The sequence below is a fragment of the Brevibacillus humidisoli genome, assembly GCF_020923435.1.
GTDB classification, from domain to species: domain Bacteria; phylum Bacillota; class Bacilli; order Brevibacillales; family Brevibacillaceae; genus Brevibacillus_E; species Brevibacillus_E humidisoli.
In genome coordinates, this window is the sequence record NZ_CP087263.1 from 1,864,195 (window position 1) to 1,882,259 (window position 18,065).

General features: G+C 50.9%; 18 protein-coding genes. 5 read left to right on the forward strand and 13 right to left on the reverse strand.

From position 1 onward, the window contains the following. Positions 1-13 precede the first annotated feature (13 nt). The 8 genes from cobD to LOK74_RS09255 all read right to left on the reverse strand — a co-directional run bounded on the left by cobD (position 14) and on the right by LOK74_RS09255 (position 7,032). Positions 14-1,132, reverse strand: coding sequence for a threonine-phosphate decarboxylase CobD (cobD, locus tag LOK74_RS09220; RefSeq protein WP_230046344.1), 1,119 nt, complete (start codon positions 1,130-1,132; stop codon positions 14-16). 284 nt (positions 1,133-1,416) lie between these two features. Next, positions 1,417-1,686 carry an HPr family phosphocarrier protein gene (locus LOK74_RS09225; protein ID WP_230046345.1) on the reverse strand — a complete coding sequence of 90 codons (270 nt, stop codon included), beginning with the start codon at positions 1,684-1,686 and terminating at the stop codon, positions 1,417-1,419. A 17-nt stretch (positions 1,687-1,703) separates the two neighbouring features. Then, complete coding sequence (locus LOK74_RS09230) at positions 1,704-2,153, reverse strand: PTS sugar transporter subunit IIA (RefSeq protein WP_230046346.1); 450 nt, start codon at positions 2,151-2,153, stop codon at positions 1,704-1,706. Positions 2,154-2,171: 18 nt separating this feature from the next. After that, positions 2,172-3,551 (reverse strand): PTS fructose transporter subunit IIC, encoded by a 1,380-nt coding sequence (locus LOK74_RS09235; protein WP_230046347.1) that lies wholly within the window; start codon positions 3,549-3,551, stop codon positions 2,172-2,174. Then, the gene (pfkB, locus tag LOK74_RS09240; RefSeq protein ID WP_230046348.1) at positions 3,548-4,507 is read right to left on the reverse strand and encodes a 1-phosphofructokinase; all 960 of its coding nucleotides are present in this window, start codon (positions 4,505-4,507) and stop codon (positions 3,548-3,550) included. The genes LOK74_RS09235 and pfkB overlap by 4 nt, the downstream gene beginning before the upstream one ends. A gap of 4 nt (positions 4,508-4,511) precedes the next feature. Continuing rightward, a complete protein-coding gene (locus LOK74_RS09245; protein WP_338148650.1) occupies positions 4,512-5,297 on the reverse strand; it encodes a DeoR/GlpR family DNA-binding transcription regulator in 786 nt (261 codons plus the stop codon). A 200-nt stretch (positions 5,298-5,497) separates the two neighbouring features. Further along, positions 5,498-5,701, reverse strand: coding sequence for a hypothetical protein (locus tag LOK74_RS09250; RefSeq protein WP_230046349.1), 204 nt, complete (start codon positions 5,699-5,701; stop codon positions 5,498-5,500). Positions 5,702-5,919: 218 nt separating this feature from the next. Next, the gene (locus tag LOK74_RS09255; RefSeq protein ID WP_230046350.1) at positions 5,920-7,032 is read right to left on the reverse strand and encodes a UDP-N-acetylmuramoyl-tripeptide--D-alanyl-D-alanine ligase; all 1,113 of its coding nucleotides are present in this window, start codon (positions 7,030-7,032) and stop codon (positions 5,920-5,922) included. Positions 7,033-7,200: 168 nt separating this feature from the next. On the opposite strand from LOK74_RS09255, the gene LOK74_RS09260 reads away from it, so the two are divergent. Continuing rightward, positions 7,201-8,256 carry a CapA family protein gene (locus tag LOK74_RS09260; RefSeq protein WP_230046351.1) on the forward strand — a complete coding sequence of 352 codons (1,056 nt, stop codon included), beginning with the start codon at positions 7,201-7,203 and terminating at the stop codon, positions 8,254-8,256. A gap of 82 nt (positions 8,257-8,338) precedes the next feature. Here the strand turns inward: LOK74_RS09260 and LOK74_RS09265 are convergent, their stop codons facing one another. Beyond that, a complete protein-coding gene (locus LOK74_RS09265; protein WP_230046352.1) occupies positions 8,339-9,004 on the reverse strand; it encodes a DUF2642 domain-containing protein in 666 nt (221 codons plus the stop codon). A gap of 177 nt (positions 9,005-9,181) precedes the next feature. Continuing rightward, positions 9,182-10,258 carry a hypothetical protein gene (locus tag LOK74_RS09270; protein ID WP_230046353.1) on the reverse strand — a complete coding sequence of 359 codons (1,077 nt, stop codon included), beginning with the start codon at positions 10,256-10,258 and terminating at the stop codon, positions 9,182-9,184. A 349-nt stretch (positions 10,259-10,607) separates the two neighbouring features. Between LOK74_RS09270 and LOK74_RS09275 the strand changes: the two genes are divergently transcribed. Further along, on the forward strand, positions 10,608-11,555 hold the full coding sequence (locus LOK74_RS09275; RefSeq protein ID WP_230046354.1) for a HipA domain-containing protein: 948 nt from the start codon (positions 10,608-10,610) through the stop codon (positions 11,553-11,555). A gap of 129 nt (positions 11,556-11,684) precedes the next feature. Here LOK74_RS09275 and LOK74_RS09280 read toward each other — a convergent pair whose 3' ends face one another. Beyond that, positions 11,685-11,888 carry an alpha/beta-type small acid-soluble spore protein gene (locus tag LOK74_RS09280; protein ID WP_230046355.1) on the reverse strand — a complete coding sequence of 68 codons (204 nt, stop codon included), beginning with the start codon at positions 11,886-11,888 and terminating at the stop codon, positions 11,685-11,687. A gap of 245 nt (positions 11,889-12,133) precedes the next feature. Here LOK74_RS09280 and LOK74_RS09285 point away from each other — a divergent pair, with 245 nt between their 5' ends. Then, positions 12,134-13,009 carry a 5'-3' exonuclease gene (locus LOK74_RS09285; protein WP_230046356.1) on the forward strand — a complete coding sequence of 292 codons (876 nt, stop codon included), beginning with the start codon at positions 12,134-12,136 and terminating at the stop codon, positions 13,007-13,009. Between the two features lie 47 nt (positions 13,010-13,056). Here the strand turns inward: LOK74_RS09285 and LOK74_RS09290 are convergent, their stop codons facing one another. Both LOK74_RS09290 and LOK74_RS09295 read right to left on the reverse strand, forming a co-directional pair. Continuing rightward, positions 13,057-14,760 (reverse strand): hypothetical protein, encoded by a 1,704-nt coding sequence (locus LOK74_RS09290; protein WP_230046357.1) that lies wholly within the window; start codon positions 14,758-14,760, stop codon positions 13,057-13,059. Between the two features lie 19 nt (positions 14,761-14,779). Beyond that, positions 14,780-16,084: an AAA family ATPase gene (locus LOK74_RS09295; RefSeq protein ID WP_230046955.1), complete on the reverse strand. Its 1,305-nt coding sequence runs from the start codon at positions 16,082-16,084 to the stop codon at positions 14,780-14,782. A gap of 169 nt (positions 16,085-16,253) precedes the next feature. Between LOK74_RS09295 and LOK74_RS09300 the strand changes: the two genes are divergently transcribed. Continuing rightward, the gene (locus LOK74_RS09300) at positions 16,254-16,430 is read left to right on the forward strand and encodes a hypothetical protein (protein ID WP_230046358.1); all 177 of its coding nucleotides are present in this window, start codon (positions 16,254-16,256) and stop codon (positions 16,428-16,430) included. A 119-nt stretch (positions 16,431-16,549) separates the two neighbouring features. Next, positions 16,550-17,956 carry a hypothetical protein gene (locus LOK74_RS09305; RefSeq protein WP_230046359.1) on the forward strand — a complete coding sequence of 469 codons (1,407 nt, stop codon included), beginning with the start codon at positions 16,550-16,552 and terminating at the stop codon, positions 17,954-17,956. Positions 17,957-18,065 lie beyond the last annotated feature (109 nt).

The window sequence follows — 18,065 nt, forward strand, 5'->3', positions numbered from 1 at the left end:
TCTCCTCCTTTCTCTACCGACACTCGGCGATCGCCGCCTGCAGGTTGGCAAGCATCCGCTGATTCTGGTCCGTCTGCTTGACCGCAAGGCGGATATAACCGTCGTCGAGTCCGGGGTACATCCCGCAGTTGCGTATTAGATAGCCCTTTTCCGCCATCCGCTGTTGCAAGCGGCGGCCGGATATCCCTTTTATATAGAGCAGAAGGTAGTTCACCTCACTGGGGAAGAGAAAGACGCCGGGCCATGCCGCAATCGTAGCAGCCATCCTCTCCCTCTCTTGCTGCACATAGCGCTGCGACTCACTGACGAAAGCCTCTTGTTCCAGCAGCCACTCCCCTGCAGACTGAGCCAATCCGTTTACGCTCCACGGGGTTTGACGGGAGTGGAGCTGGTCTATCAAGCCTGCATCAGCAATCACGTACCCCAGCCTGAGTCCGGGAATGGCGAATATTTTTGTCATGGAGCGAAACAGCATCAAGTGCGGCAAGCGCTGCAGCTGCGGCAGCAGGGAACGTTTATGAGCGTCCGGCAAGAAATCGAGAAAAGCCTCATCCACACCGAAATACACGTCCTTTTGCTCGCATAATTGCGCCATCTCCAGCAGCACATCCCGTTCCACCAGGTTGCCACTTGGATTATTGGGATAGCCAAGGAATAACAGATCTATCTGTTCGATAAACGGGAGAAGATCCGATACAGTGGGGAGAAATAACTGATCGGGTGATGTAATGTGTGAAAAGACATGGCATCCTGCTTTGCGGGCCGCCGATTCGTACTCGGAGAAGCAGGGCTGGATGACGCCAACCCTCTTCACCCCCAGACTGTCCACCGCTAGTTGGATACACTCAGCAGCGCCATTCCCGACCAGGATCTGCTCCGATCTCACTCCCAGCTTGTCCGCCAATCTGGCGCGAAGACGCCGACAGGTTGGATCTGGATAGCGAACGATCTCCGACAACTGCTGCCGGAGATGGTCATACAGGCCGGGAGGCGGTCCGAGCGGATTGATATTGGCGCTATAATCAAGCAAGTCGCTGGTATTTGTTCCAAATACCTCTGCGGCCGTCCAGACGTCACCCCCGTGACCGTACCGTTCTATCCACTGCATGGGATTGTCAGTCTTGTTGTTCATGCGATCACACCGCCTCGCCCTGTTTATGCTTCCGTTGCTTGATCGGGCAGTCCTAGATCAGCCCCAGGTCGCCATTTTTTTCTTCTACATAAAAAAAGCTCCATGGCACGTGGGCATGGAGCGAAGGGTCTCACATTTTCCACGAACTGTGGCACCTACAGCAAGGATCCTATTGCAGACTATTTTTTGCGCACTGCTTCCTGTACCTAACAGTAGCACAGACAGCCAATATTGAGAAGAAAAAAACTGGCTGCAATTACACATGCAGCCAGCAAATGTACAATTTATTCTTCACCAAACTTGCTTTCGATCAACTGAACCAGCGCGTCAACTGCTTGTTGTTCATCGGCACCTTCAGCTTCAATCGTAATAACTGTTCCCTTGGATAAGGCCATCGTCATCAATCCAAGAATACTTTTGCCATCGGCTACTGTCTTCTCATCTTTTCTGATCTTAATCGCTGATTGGAATCGATTGGCCGCCTTGACAAACTCGGAAGCCGGACGGGCATGGAGCCCGGTTTCGTTTTGAATCGTAACCTGTCTTGCTACCATGATGTATCCTCCTGATTCTATGCCTGCAATAGTTGGATGATCTCCGCTGATGATGCGGCACTGCTCAACTGCTCGCGAAACGGTTCGTGCATCAGTTTTCGGGAGAGAGCAGCCAGGATTTGCAAATGTTCATTGCCAGCTTGGTTTTCCGGGACAGCGATCATAAACACCAGTGTTACCGGTTTGCCGTCGAGCGAATCCCAATCAATCGGCTTGGTGAGACGAGCAAAAGCAAGTCCGGCTCGCCCTACACCAGCAGACTTTCCATGCGGAATCGCGACGCCAAAGCCGATCCCCGTTGACCCCGTTTCTTCACGTGCTTCCACTGCTTCCACATAAGCAGTCAAATCCGCCACAAATCCTGTCTGCTGAAGCTGACCAGCCATCTGGCGTATACAATCCGCCTTATCGTTTGCCTCCAGGGACAAAAGAATGGTCTCATCTGTTATCAATGATGTGATGTCCATCTGTTGCTACCTCCTGTTTTACGCATCTGCTGCTTCTTGTCGTTTCTTAAATAGATTGACCAGAATCGCTGTGATGACCGTCCCTACCACAATCGACAGGGCATATAGCAGTACATTGGTGACGGCATGCGGGATGGCCAGAACGAAGATTCCGCCATGCGGCGCTCGCAGGGCAGCACCGAACACCATCGATAAAGCACCGGTGACAGCAGAACCGATCACCAGGGAAGGAATCACCCGCAGCGGATCAGCCGCAGCAAAGGGGATCGCTCCTTCTGTGATAAACGAGATGCCCAGTACACCGGCAGCCTTGCCAGCTTCTCTTTCTTCCAACGTATATTTTTTAGGCGCCATCAGCGTGGCCAACCACAATCCCAGCGGCGGGGTCATCCCGGCGGCCATTACCGCCGCCATCGGAGCAAAAACATCGCTGGCCAACAGTCCTGTCGCAAATGTGTAGGCCGCTTTATTCAGCGGTCCACCCATGTCGACCGCCATCATGCCACCCAGCAAAAGCCCCAGCAACACTGCATTCGTGCCACTCAAGCCGGTCAGCCATGCAGTCAAGCCGTTCATCAAGGCGCTGACTGGAGTACCCACCACGTAGATCATCAACAGACCAACGATTAGGGTTGCCAGAAATGGAATGATGAGTACCGGTTTCAATCCTTCCAGATTACGCGGCAACCGAATCGCATCCCGTAGGAACCGGGCGATGTATCCGGCGAGAAAACCTGCGATGATTCCTCCTAGAAAGCCAGCATTCGTACTGGACGCAAGCATCCCTCCCACCAGGCCAGGAGCCAATCCAGGTTTGTCCGCTATGGAATACGAGATATAGCCAGCCAAAATGGGTATCATCAGGGCAAAAGCAGATGAGCCACCGATTTGCATGAGGGCTGCAGCCAGTGTTCCTTCTTCTTGAAACGCTTCAATTCCGAAAGCAAAGGAAAGAGCAATGATCAAACCGCCTGCGACGACGAGCGGGATCATAAACGATACCCCGTTCATCAGGTGCTGATATGGTCCTGTTCGCTTTGCGCTGCGCTCTGACTTTGTTTGTTTCACTTGATCGACGAATGCGTCAGCCGTCGCTTGTTGGGCCAGCGCTTCTTCGATCAACTGATCCGCGTTTTTGATCGCGTCCCCAGGTGAGGCTTTAATCACAGGTTTCCCTTTAAATCTCGCTTCATCCACGTCTGTGGCAGCGGCGATAATAATCGCGTGCGCCTCACGGATTTCATCATCCGTCAAGCCGTTTTCCACACCAACTGCACCCCGTGTTTCTACCTTGATCTCCACTTGTTTTTCTTTTGCTGCATTCTGCAGGGCTTCCGCAGCCATATAGGTGTGAGCAATCCCTGTTGGACATGCGGTCACCGCCAGCAACTTTTTCATGTCAGAATCCCCTCCTTTAGATTTTTGATTTCTACTCGATTCAGACTCTGCTGTACCTCTGCCAATGTGCACACTTGAGTGCCGGATTTAGCCGCCGTTACGGTGCCTGCCGCTGTAGCCCATCGAATGGTTTCGCTTACAGTCCAACCTGCCTGCAACGAATATGCCAATGCTGCAACCATGGAGTCACCCGCACCAACTGTCGACTGGGGGGTAATCGGAAACGGTTTAGCATAATACCCCTCCGCTTGCGTGATAGCTATCGCGCCGTTGCCACCCATCGACACCACGACCAGTTTGACACCACTTCGTTCCAGCAAGTCTCGTGCGGCCAAAACAGTGTCATGCAACGAGTGCAGCTGCTTGCCGACTGCTTGCTCCAATTCGTACTGGTTGGGTTTGACGACATCTGGTTGGGCCTTGATTCCTTCGAGGAAAGCTGCGCCGTCCGCATCCAGAATCGTTTTGACTCCCTGCTCGTTTGCCATATCGATATACTCTCGATATAACGATTCAGGAGCACCTTGCGGCAAACTTCCGCCGATCACCAGAACCTCCGCATCAGCCAGCAGAGTGAACAGTTTTTCTTTGATCCGTTGCAGATCTGCTGAAGTTACCTGAAAACCTGGCTCATTGATTTCGGTCGTTACTTTGGCAGCCTCGTCGTACACTTTCATGTTGATCCGCATTTCGCCTGGCAGCGTGCAGAAGTCTGCCACAATCCCCTGCTCCGTGATTTGATCGAGCAGCTGTCGTCCCGGCAACCCGGCGATGAAGCCAGTTGCCGTAACTGGGGTGTTGAATTGCCTCAGTACTCGTGCCACATTAATCCCTTTTCCGCCCGGATCGATGCGGGCGTCCTTAACCCGGTTCAATCCGCCTTGTTGAAAGTGCTCCACTGTCACCGTCTTATCCAATGCAGGATTGAGAGTGATCGTCACGATCGACGAAACCATGCTGCTACTCCTCCTCTGGTTGTACAACATGCACATCGATCCCGGAACGCTCCAGCTCCCTGATCGTACTGAGCGGTGCGTTATTGTCGATGATGCACCTATCGATATCGGCGAGTTCAGCCACTTTTGCAAACGCGACCTTCCCTAGTTTGCTGTGATCTGTTACTAGAATGACCTCCTTGGCTATTTTTATCATTTGTTTTTTAGTTGCGGCCTCCACGAGATTGGGGGTTGTCAACCCTTCCTCCAGATCCAACCCGTTGGTAGCGATAAATGCCTTGTCGACGCGAACCATCTGCAAGGCTTGTTCGGTGAGAGGACCGACTAGTGCCAGCGTCTCTTTTCGCAGCGATCCACCTGCCAGCAGCAATTCGATGCCCGGTTGGTTCTGCAGTTCCTGGGCAAACATCACAGAATTGGTCACAACGGTTAAACGTGTGAACGCTTTCAGTTCTTTCACGATGAAAAAGGTAGTCGTCCCCGAGTCCAAGAGGATGGTATCTCCTTCTTCTATAAAAGAAACCGCTTTACGGGCAATTGCCTCTTTTTCCTTGCGATAGGCTTCTTCCTTTTCACCAAAAGTCGGCTCAAATGTGACACTTTGCAACGATACCGCTCCGCCATGCGTCCTGCGCAGCAGTTTTGCGTCTTCCAACTCCTGCAAGTCGCGGCGGATGGTCGACTCCGAGACTCCAAAGGAACTGGTCAGTTCCTGAACGGAAGCACGTGAATGCCGGTTCACGTACTCAAGGATTTGGGCCTTTCGCTCTTCTCCATAAATCACGCTCATCCCTCACCACGTCATGATTGTTATTGATCACTTTCTGTCGTTATATGATTTTTTGTGACTGTTTTTGATTGTTTCTTGATTGTTTATGATTATATTCCTTATTCTTTCAAAAATCAATGAAAAAATTAACTTGTCCGATTGACAAAAATAAAAAGCACCGTCTCATTCTGTGGACGGTACCTTCCCCTAAACAGATGGTTTCATTTGTTCGAATCCTGCTCTTTTGCGTAATCGGCAATCGAATTCATAAAGTTTTGCACCTTGCCCAGCACGTCGGATGCCCGTTTTGTTTTGCGTGATATCTCTTCAAAGTCAAGCGCGGAGGAGCGGCGCCCGGACGTCGATTGCTTCCATTTGTTGATCATATTTGTGATTTCTTCTGGTTTGGTGCGAACCTCCTTCACTCGGTTTGCGTCCTGCCTGAGCCAAGCCGCAAACTGAGGGTTTTCCCTCAATACTCTTTTTAGATCTCTCCTCTTCATGTACCGTCTGCTCCCTTCGGTTTGAGATCAGCAAGGTATTTGCATGGTCATTACTACCTTATGATCGTCCGCTCCAGCCGCTTGTGCGTTTGCACCCTCCTACCCGAAAAAAAAAAAGCTTCCAGTCAGGATTGGAAGCGTCAGTTACTCTTTTGTCTTGCAAAGCGTTTCCGCAAAAATGCGGCAGTCAGATTCATCTTCACTTTATGAGAACCTTTGACGAGGATGGAGCTGTTAGCCTGGATCTTTTGCAACAGCTTGCGATGCAGCACCTCTCTCGTATTGCAGTGAATCACTTTTGCGGCAGGAAACCCTGCCTCCACTGCGCCCTTCCCGATCAGAGCAGCATTCTTCCCAAAGGTAAACAGGTAATCGATTCCTTTTTTAGCAATGTAGCGACCAACGCCCTTATGCCCCCTCACATGGTACTTCCCCATCTCCAGCATGGCACCCAGCACGGCAATTTTTGGCCCCTTATTTTGCTGTAGTACGTCAATGGCTGCTCTTACGGCATTGGGATTGGCGCTAAAGGTGTCATCAATGATCACGATTCCGTCTCTGCCGCGGAACGTGCTTAAGCGTCGCTGTGGCCGTGCAAATCTTCTTAATCCCCTCTGCATGGCGGAGACCGGGTAGCCCAGACAGTGGGCAATCGCAATCGCAAACAGTGCGTTATAGACATTGTGGCGGCCAGGAAGCGGAACGTGAAACGTATGAACCTGGCCCCTCAGCTTCAGATCAAAGGAGACCCCGTTACCCTCTTCACGAATATGAAACGCTTTGAACTGGGCGGGATTGTTGATGCCGACTTTAAAGATTCTCCCTTTGAATCCCTTGGTTAACAGCATGCGCGAGTTGACATCATCTGCATTGAGGAACAACACTCCACGTGGTCTCATATGCTGGATTAACTCTGATTTGGCTCTCGCAATGCCGCGAATGCTGCCTCCAAAGTTCCCGATATGAGCCGTGCCAACGTTGGTAACCACGCCGATGTTGGGCTGAATCATCTGACAGTGTTTTTTAATCTGTCCGGCACGCAGCATCCCATACTCCAGTACAACAGCGCGATGGGAAGCGTTGATCTGTTTTTTGTAAGCGCGAGTATTGACCCAGGTGTTTTTGTTGCGGACGCTTTTAAATATTTTATTGCGTGCGCTCAGTATGGCAGCGACCATCTCTTTTGTCGTCGTTTTACCGGCGCTCCCTGTGACCGCGATGATCGGTCTTTTATTCCCGAGTATCCCCGGCATATGGGTTCCCCACCCTTCTGCTGTCTTTTCTAGTGCGCAGATCTAATAAACATTCTATGTATGCAGCTGACAGCTTGTTTGGACGAATGTCGACTTTTGCGATCACCCAAACCTTTTTTGGGACGGATGAATAGACTGCTGGAAAGAGGGTAGAGGGGTGGTTATCTGATGACGACACGAGTAAAAATTGCTGCAGTTGGCGACATCTTGATGTGGAGAAGACAGATTGCCTCTGCGCGGGTGGGGAATAGCAATCGATACTCGTTTGACAACATGTTTGGAGCAGTAGCTCCTTATTTGCGGTCGGCTGATCTGACAATCGGCAACCTGGAGACGACCCTCTCCGGTCGAGAGTCGCAGTACGAGCGGCGCAATCCCAAGACAGGCTGGCCGATGTTCAACTGTCCGGATGAGTTGGCCGCTGCCTTAAAAAGAGTGGGTTTCAACGTTCTGACTACGGCCAACAACCACTGTATGGACCGAGGTGTGCGAGGGTTAGTCAGGACGCTTCATGTGCTGGACCGGCACCATTTGCCCCATACAGGAACGTTTCGCAACCGGCAGGCAGCCCAGACTCCTTTGATCAAAATAGTAAAAGGAATCAAATTTGGCATCCTTGCCTATACCTACGGCACCAACCGCATCCCGGTCCCCCAATCAAAGCCATGGCTGGTAAATCGAATTCAAAAGCCCAAGATTCTCAGGGATCTAAAAGCGCTTCGCCCAAAGGTTGACGTGATTATCGTTGCTTTGCACTTCGGGCAGGAGTTCAAAAGGTACCCCAATGCTTCGCAACGGTCGCTGGTGAAAACCATGTTTCAGCAGGGTGCGGACATTATCCTCGGTGCCCATCCTCACGTGCTGCAGCCAATGGCCTTCCAACACACAAGCGGAACCGGTCCAGGCTTGAAGAAGAAGTTCGTCATTTACTCGCTCGGCAACTTTATTTCCGATCGCATGCTAAACAACATCCATGCGGATAGCGGCGTCATTCTCAATATCAACATCCAGAAAAACGATCAGGGCGAGGTGTCCATCACACATGTCAATTATATTCCAACATGGGTTCATCAACGGGTTGTAAAGGGAAAACCACGCTTTCGGGTATTGCCGATCCGGCGGTTTTTACGGAACTCTAACGCGTCGCTGAGCGCTGAAGCACGGCGGACGATGCGCCGAGTCTGGAAGAATACGACTTCCCATCTTCGAGGAAAGCCGTTGTAGCGGCAGGACCGCTCCTTTCCGCTAAAACAATTGTATTTAGAAGAAGGGCTTATGCGAAAGATCCTCCAAGTCAGTGGGACTCCTAAGGCAGATGCATGATGTTCAGATGTTGGAGATTCCAGTATGTGGTTGTACCATCACCTGCAACTACTCCGACCATATTCTGATCTGTTTTTTGCAGGAGCCCCACTTTGTTTGGATGATCGCCCAGATCAAACACTACCATTTGTCCCTCTCGTTTTTTTACCTGTTCTTCAAATGTGCGGGGCAAAACGTAAGTGGTTGGGTGTACAGGCAGTCGATCCAGGCCCAGCGTGTACGGTGTCTTATTGTGAGCGTAGGGGATCAACCACTTTAGATGTTGTAATGAGACAAACATTGTTTGGTATACCGGAGAGTAAAAGACAAAATAGTTGTTTAACATGCTGGTGATGTAGCCATGAATCGGTTGACCACCCGTCACGTAAATTTGAATAAATCTGCCCTTGGCATGATTGAGAATATTGCGAAGTGAGATTTTGTCGCTGTGCGTATCCAAGGGGGGCACCTGGGGGTGTTCCATCTGGACATCCGTGCGAGGACTTGGTCGAAAATGATGCAACTGGTGCACGGGAATGTAGAGGAACTGTTGGCCGTCGTAGATCACCAAAATGTCCAAGCCGTAATCCATCAAGACTCCTTCACACTGGTTTTTTCCCGGCAATGCCAAAATGATTGGCTTTCCCAAGTAATGCTTGAAATGGCTCATAGCAGTCCTCCTTTCAAAAGATGACCCACAGAGTCCATATTGGTCGGATTCTCGGAGTCGATTAGGTGCACTGACACCAGCGACGAGCAGTGCACCATAAACGATCCATAACGATCAAGACATAGCGAGGGATGATACTGATGATTTCCAGTACGATCCTGCCAAACACCTCACCGCTTATGTGCTTCGTTGGATTGTTCTCACTACCTTCATGCCTTTAGCGTCCACTTTGATAACTTGAATCTGAGGATGAAGGAGCGAGTTCATACGAGAATTCATACGGGAATTCACACGAGAACTTACGCGAGAAGCTGCCATCCTCCTGTTTCTGATCACTGGCTTCGATTTCCGTACCACTGCTTTCGCCACTCTCGGTGACCATTTGCTGCTCTGCTTCAGGAACCGCTTTTCAGCGATTCGAACAACTTTTTTTGTACTGTACGCAGGGCGCTTGGGTACCCACACTTTTTTCTGCGGTTGAATCGCAACCGTTATTTTTTTAGAGGATCTCCTTCCTCGCAGCCGGTTCTCTTTCGCAGCCATCTCCTCGCCATCTTCTTCTCCCATCGACTCCCCACTATTTTCTTTTTCGTCCACTGCCGCAATGTTGCGAATGTGCAGGATAGCGATCCGGAAGACTTTCTGGTTGTCCATCACTGTCACATGGTCGTCTTGTACCTCCATCAGCAACCCCTCGACCGCTTCCGATCCTCCCTGATTGATTGTTACCCAACAGTTCTGCAAGTTCTCAAGTAGTTCTACAAAAGTCTCCGCGTCAACAAACTCAGGGTCCTCGTCCATATGGAAGCTATAGGTTTTATCCTGGCTGAGACTCTTTACGTGAGCGGTCTTGTAATACACGACGCCATCCTCTCCGGTGTGCAGAGCGAAGAAATCTTCTCCAATTTTCAGAATACGACCGGATTGAGATTTCGGTCCTCCCTGATCAACTCGGACAGGTTGATGCTTTAGAATCACTAGTACCTCATTGAAACTAGGTGAATCGGGTAATCCATCGTCGTAACCTTCTCTCCTATCAGTAGGAGGATACGTCTCATTGAAATCTTCACATACGAACTTGATGTGTTCCATGTTGTAATACATAAGGCCGTCTTGATCGGCGTCAACGACGATGCAACTACCTTTTACTGCGATTAGTCTGACATGTTTCGGCTCCAGGCCCGACTCGTATACGCGCAAAACCTTCCCTACCATAGACTCCAGATACGTAATCAATGTGCAATCTTCTTCCATTTGCTCTTTCCCCTCTCTCCAAATGTCCTGTAGGAGCAGCTGTACTGCATGTATATGTGCCGATCAGCATCGCGCCATAAACGTTTGCACCAATTCTAAAAGAAATAGACTATTACTCGTAAGCTGGTGTCCTGTCTAGTCATCCGTTTACGAGATTGCAGCCCGGATATAGAGACAATGCACAAAAATTCCACGATAAGACTGGGTGATTCGCTCTAGCCGACAGCACACAAATGAATAGCATACTAGGGAATAGCAGTCCCGGAGCATCATTTGTCGGGGGATGGCAAACGTAGGTATGTTCCAGGTCCGACCTTAATCCGGAAGGTAAGGAGGAATCGAATACAGAATGACTACCAAAAGCTGGAGACCGGTACGCAAGCTAGTTAGAAAACTGGGGCCTGTCTGGGTCGTACGCCGAACGCATCACAATCATAAACAGACTGGGTACTTCAAGTTTCCCACCCGCCGAAACAGAAAATACGTAGGAAACTTGATTGCCAATGAACTGATCTCCTATCGACTGGCCAAACTGATTGATCTGAACGTGGCAAATGTTGAGCTGGCAAAGATTCGTGGTCGCAGAGGAGTTGTTTCCATTGCCAGGCCTGCACGCCATTTGTATAGCTGGAATCGACTGCATCGAATGAAAGGATCGGCGATCCATCATCTCGACCATCCTGAGCAGCTTTTACGTACGTTTGTGTTTGACGTCTGGATCTGTAATGTGGACCGACATGGCGGCAATCTGATTACATTCCCGCGTGGCAAGCGGTACGGGTTTTACCTGATCGATCACGGGTTGGCACTCGACGGTGCGTTAAAATGGCGGAAGCGACCCTGGAACTCGTCATACTGGACTAATGTATGGAGGTACAATCGTCACTACGTGCGAGGTCTCTTGTCCTATGTCCGCAATTACCGGCAGCTGGTACCGTACATCAAGCAAATCCAGAGGATCCCCTCGCGTGACATTGAAGCCGCAATTGATGCGGTACCCGCGTCGATTTTGGACTACGAGAACAGACAGAAGATCAAAAAAATGCTTTTGTACAGACAGCGAAATCTGGACTGGATCATCAAAAAATGGGCAAAGGAAGGAAACAAGTCTGTCCGGGATGTGCAAAAGCATGTGTCGGAGTCAAGCGAAACCGAAACGGTACAAAAGCAACAGCAAAGAGTCAAGCAGAATAAGCGCCACGGTAAGAAACATCAAGTCTTTTCCAAACCGCCCCGGCATAATAAACAAGATCATTCCACTTTTGGTGCGGATTATTTGTACTACTACTATTCTTAACGGTCTACTGCATGATACGGGTGAGCACGGCACAATTCCATGCAATGTCTTCACAGCCAGCAAATCCGGCTATAATGTGAAGGAAGGCACCCAATTGTGCCTTCCTCACGCATCCATTTATTCAGTTGCTTACTGGCGGGCCAGTTGTTGTTCGGCGAAGCTCACCAGACGCTTGGTAATCTCTCCACCCACCGAACCGTTCTGACGCGAAGTCGTGTCAGCGCCAAGCTGAACACCGAACTCTTGGGCGATCTCATACTTCAGTTGGTCAAGAGCTTGGTTAGCCTGAGGAACTAACAGTTGGTTGTTGTTGCCGCCTCCGTTGTTAGCCATTACGATTCCTCCTTCAGCGTTTTTTCTCCCGGGACGGAATTGAACCGTCAGCTATTTGCTTCTCACCGTCTGAGACCGAGAGTTGTTGGAGCCTTGATTGGCGGCTCCGTAATACTATCATCCCTCGTTTTGATGTTTCAATTCCCGATCGACTCAAGCAATTTTTGTTAAGGTTCCTGCAGGCTTTCCGTCGATCCATGGTATAATGAACGCATTGTGCAATGGAACGAAAGGAGTACGTCGAAATGAATCGTGATACGTTTTTGTTAATCGACGGGATGAGTCTATTGTTTCGTGCTTTTTACGCCTCTTCCTGGACAGGCTCCGTACGTCAAACCTCAACTGGCCTCTACACCAACGCCGTTTATGGTTTTACCCGAATGATGCTGCAGTACGCTGACATGGTGCAGCCATCACATCTAGCCGTAGCTTGGGACGTAGCCTCAAGGGAGTCGCTTGTGCGCAGTCAATGGTTTCCCGGATACAAGGCAAACCGCGTTGATCCGCCTGCTGAACTATTGCCCCAGTTTGACCTGGTCAAAGAACTGACCGCTGCCTTTGATGTTCCCAACGTCGGTGTACCTGGTTATGAGGGAGACGACGTGCTGGGCACACTTGGCGAGCGTTTTGCACAGGAAGGGCATTCCATCACGATAGTCAGCGGTGACTACGACACCCTGCAGTTGGTAAGTGACCGGATCAGTGTAAAGATCCTGAAAAACGGAGGTAAGCACGAACATTTCACTCCCTTCAGTTTGCACGAAATGAGAGGAATTACTCCGGAACAGGTTGTCGATGTAAAGGCACTGCAGGGAGATCCTTCCGACTGCATCCCTGGATGTCCGGGGATTGGTGAAAAAACCGCTATCAAACTGATTCAAGAATACGGGAATCTGGATGTCCTGTATGAACAGATTGATGCGGTCCCACCTCGCTGGCGCAGCAAACTGGAGGAGCATCGCGAACTCATATACACCAGCCGTCGACTAGCAACCATTTTCCGGGACGCTCCGGTGGAACTGGACAGTGCGCAGGCCGTCTGGTCCTATGAGCGAGAACGTGTGTTGGAGAAGTTTGCTGAATTGGAGTTCGGTAAAACAGCCCTATCCTGGGTTGGATAAACAAAAGCTCGCCTTCTCAAGGGAAAGGCGAGCTTTTTCGTACATCATTATTGAAATACATCGAGCAGCAGCTGCGTATTGGGCTCCTCCTGCGTCTCCCAACTAGCGGCAAAACGAATCTGATGGGAAACACCCAGGATATCGTACGAATGGGCCAAATGTTGTCGCACAGAGCCAATCAACAGGGTAAATAGACGGATTTGTTTGTCTATAGCCAGCCCCGCCAATTCATCTTGCACTGATGGGGATATGCGGCCAATCCCGTCTGTGACCATGACAAAATCAGCGGCCTGAAAGCTGCGGTTCTCTCCAATCAGCTGGATCCCGCGCTTGATCGGGGCATCGAAATGAGTGCCGCCTCCGTAAGCCATCCGTGCCAGGTCATAAAACGCCTGCCAATCGGGCCGCTTGTAGTACAGCTGCTGTTCGCGCAGCTCCCCTTTTGCGCCGAACAGCAGCAGCAGAAAATCACGACGTTCCAACAGACAGATGGCGGCAAAGGTCATCACGAAGATTTGCGCTAATCGCAGCTTCCCGCCACGCATGGAATGAGAGGTATCAAGCATGCAGATTACCGGCCCTTTAGGCGGTTGTTCGACCCAGCCCAGTGTATCGTAGGTCAGCAGCTTTTGTTCCAACCACTTTAATGCAAAGTAGTACTCGTAGTCCGGATCGGCCAACAGCACCGCTTCACTGGGCAGCAGATGGGAGATGTCGCCGGACTGGCGCAAATCGTAATACTCCTCAGGCAGCTCTCTGCTGCGCCGCTCTCTTCGTTTGAGACGGAAATGATGAACGTTGCGGCCCACCTCCTGCAAAAATTGCAAAAGCTCCGGGTGCTTTTTTAATTTGTTCACCCATTCCAGATACTTTTCAAGCTGCTGCCGACGCAGCCGACCCAATTCGGTGCCCCACCGGGGGCTGGCAAAGCGCAGACTGGCCTCGATCAACTCCTGTACAAACAAGCTCTCCTCAGCTTCGTCTGACAGTGTCTGTCGCAGCGACTGTTCGAGCCACTGCCCTAATTCTGTCTCCAGTTCCTGCATCACCTGTTTTTCTTGTTTTAGCAGTCGTTCACGCTGCTTCTCCCGCTGTTCCAACTCGTCTTGCCATTTTTTGGCCTTCTGCTGCAGCTTTGCTCGTTTGGTATATTGGGTGCGCATTTCCATTTGCAGCGTTTCGATCTTCTCCTTGAGCGAGCGGATTTCCGCTTCTACGAGTGGCCTGGTATCTCTCGCCTCTTGCTTCTCTTCCACTACCCGTTTGCCGTGCTGCAGCGTGTAGCCAACCAACCGCAAGCGCTCGATCTGGTTTTCCGTCAAGTGTTGGCTTACCATTGTTCCCGTATCATCTGCTTGGCCTGTCTTTGACTGGATGCCAGTCAGCATGGGTGCCGCTTCCTGCTCACGTCGTTTCGTTTCCGCTGCATAAGTCTCTGACAGCCACATCAGTGCCTTGATCGCCGTTTTAAACGCGGCACTTTCATGGCCAATCGTTCGCGGGTGAATCATTTGGTAAAAGTACTGCTTCATGAGGCTGCGGACGATCCAGCGATGAAACGGTGTCGCCTCCGCTGTCTCATCGATCTGCGGCTTTTCCAGGTAGAAACAAAGAAAAAAATCAGCAAGCAATTCGCGCTCAAACCAGGCAGCCCGCAGCTTCGCTTCTTCCATCCATTCGCGGGCTACCCTGGACGAACGGAAGTAAGCGTCAAAGACGTACCGGTCGACACGATTGCAGCGGATCATCATCAATCTGCCTCCTGATGTTTTACAGCGTGTAGTCGTACTCCACACCGGGAATCTCCCGATCGAAGATGGTACGGTAAATGCCCTGCAGCATCTGCAGCAATCGTTCCCCTTCGATTCGCAGGTGACTGTATTTGACGGCATACTTCTGCAGGTTGTGGATCAGAAAGTTTTTGCCCAGGATATAGCCAGTGATATCTTGCTCCGCTTGCTGCCATTGCTGCAGCTGGGTACGAAGGGCGCGCGCTGCTTCCTCTACTTCAGCGCGACACTGCTCCAGCATACTTCGGTACCGCTCCGTCGCCTCTTGGCCAAGTTTGGCGCCAACTTCCTTTTTAAACTGAAAGGCGTGCAGTTCACTTTCCTGCTCGATCCAGCGCTGGGTCACCTGCTCATATCGGTCAAGCGGCAATTCGTTCCTCACCTCAGCTTTTAATGCTTCCGTGAAGTGGCGGTCAAACAGCTCGTGCAGGATCGCCCCGTCTTCCGGATCGTCCCACAACATGTGGGGCGTATATACCGTATCCCAGATCGAGACGGTTTCGCGCCCATTTAATACAGCGGACGTCTTCCAGATCGAACCGATCTTGCGCCAGCGCCTATCGGAGAGATCGTATTCTTTTTCCTCCATGTCTTGCTTCAGACGATACAGCAGATAGATCAATGCTTCAGGAATGGTCACCTGTACTGTCCGTTGCTGAACATGTTTCAAGTCTTCAGGTGAGAACAGCACAGGGAGCGGTTCTGTCGGCAACTGAAACATCGACTCATAACTGGAAGCGTGCTTCAAGTAGGTCACTTGGTAGCGAATCAGAAAGCGGTCGTATAACGCCGCCAACTGCTCATTCTCATCCGGCAATTCATTGGAAGCAGCGATCAGAAAGAACAGCGGCACCGCTTCTTTTTCTCGTCCGTTAAAGAAAACACGCTCGTTGAGAATAGACAACAGCGAGTTTAAAATCGCACTGTTTGCTTTAAAAATCTCGTCCAGAAAGGCGAATTCGGCCGTGGGCAAGTACCCTTCCGTTTTTCGCACATACTGATCCTGCTTCAACTGTGTCAACGACACGGGACCGAAGATCTCATCAGGTGTCGTAAATCGGGTCAACAGGTACTCGAACCAATGTTCCGTACCAAACATTTGGGACAAGGCGCGAGCCAACTGTGATTTGGCTGTTCCAGGCGGTCCGATCAGAAGGGCGTTTTCTCCGCCCATGATCCCCAGAAAAAGCAAGCGGATCAATTCGCCACGCTCCAAAAAGCGTTGTTCCAACAATTGGATAGCTCTCTCAATGTTTCCCTGCAGCGTCGTAGGATTGGCATTCATCGAAGTGGCGCGAAGCGCTTCCCTCCCGTTCCGTAAAGATCGGTTGAATGGATGATTTCGCTTCCTATACTGACACAATCCAAGCAAAAATGCCAGCTTGTCACTTATGCAGACTGCTTGATTCGTCCAGAATGATACCAAATGATGACAATCGAAAGGAGGTTGCCGCATGCCCGATTTTCGATTATCTACAGAAGAATACGATCGCTTGATGGAGCGAATCTACCAGATACTGAATCGGACCGAACAGTTGGATCATGTCACTCACCATATGATGTGGGATGTGTGGCGGTTGCTGTATTACAGCAATACAAACCGGTCGGACCCGTCGGCGTCCACCCAATAAAAACGAATCACGATCCATGTGGACGGCAGTAGTTGGGCTGCTTTCACTCTTGCTCTCTCCTCCGCATAGTCTTTAAGCAAAAGAGCAGTACCTGCTCTATGGACAAAGGAGGAATTCGCATGGGTGTTGAGCTTGTCCTGCTGCACGCCGTTTATGTGCTTTTTGTCCTCCTCATCATCGGTATGATGATTGCGAGACGAGACACGAGTCTGATCTGTGTAATCGGCATCGCCTTGCTCGGTCTTACCGCGACCGGATCACTTGTTTCCTCTGTTGGCGGTATCTTTGGCAGTTTTATTTACGCGATTACCGAATTGCTGCCTACTATCTTGGTGATTTGCATCATCGTGGCGATGAGTCACGTGCTGACGGAAACAGGAGTGAACCAAACGATGATCCAACCGATGACCCGGTTGATCCGCTCCCCTGGTCTCGCCTACTGGATCATCGGACTCGTGATGATGGTCATCTCCTGGTTCTTCTGGCCGTCCCCTGCGGTCGCTCTGATCGGTGCCGTTATGCTGCCGGTCGCCCTTCGCGTCGGACTGCCCGCACTCGGGGTGGCGATGGCGATGAACTTGTTCGGTCACGGAATTGCCCTCTCCGGAGACTACATGATTCAGGGCGCTCCTACGCTGACTGCCAAAGCAGCCGGAATTCCAGTCAGTGATGTGATGAGTGCCAGTGTACCCCTTGTCATCGTGATGGGTGTGGTAACGACGGTAACAGCGTTCTGGCTGCTTACACGAGACATGAAAAAAGGCAAACTAATCCCGGCAATCAACGATGAGTCCGTTTCTCTTTCCCCTCAACCTGTATCCGATGGCCCTGCCACTCCTCTCTCCTCTTCAGCACGCAGAGTATTGGCCCTGCTCGTCCCGATCCTGTTTTTGCTAGACGTCGCAGCCATGTTCGCACTGGACTTGCGGGGAGGAGATGCGACAGCACTGGTTGGAGGTACGGCTTTGATCATTCTTCTTGTGTCTGCGATGATGGCGCACAAGTCAGCCGGTTTGGAGAAAACGACCAGTTATCTCATTCAGGGATTCCAGTTTGGTTTTAAAGTGTTTGGACCGGTCATTCCGATCGCTGCCTTTTTTTACATGGGTGACAGCGGCTTTGTCAAGGTATTTGGCGAAGTTCTGCCGGATGGATCGCAAGGAATTGTAAATGATCTTGGTATCGCGCTGGCTCACTCAATCCCGCTCAATCACGAAATCGCGGCGATTACATTGACGATCGTCGGTGTGATCACCGGTTTGGATGGCTCCGGATTTTCCGGTATTACCCTGGCAGGCTCAGTTGCCCAGTTGTTTGCTGCTGCATTAGGTACGGGGATTGACACGCTAACGGCATTGGGTCAGGTAGCAGCGATCTGGGTCGGTGGCGGTACTCTGATACCGTGGGCCTTGATCCCAGCTGCTGCCATATGCGGGGTTGATCCTTTCGAGTTGGCCCGGCGCAATCTGCTGCCGGTCGGGATTGGACTTGCGGTGACGACCATCGTCGCCATGTTCCTGCTGTAAGGAACACACAACGCTATCAAACTGATATCAATGATGGCTCCTCCCAGTAAGTGGTGAGGGGCGATTCTTCTTTTCCGACATTTCATTACTATCTCGTCCAGTCAAACAT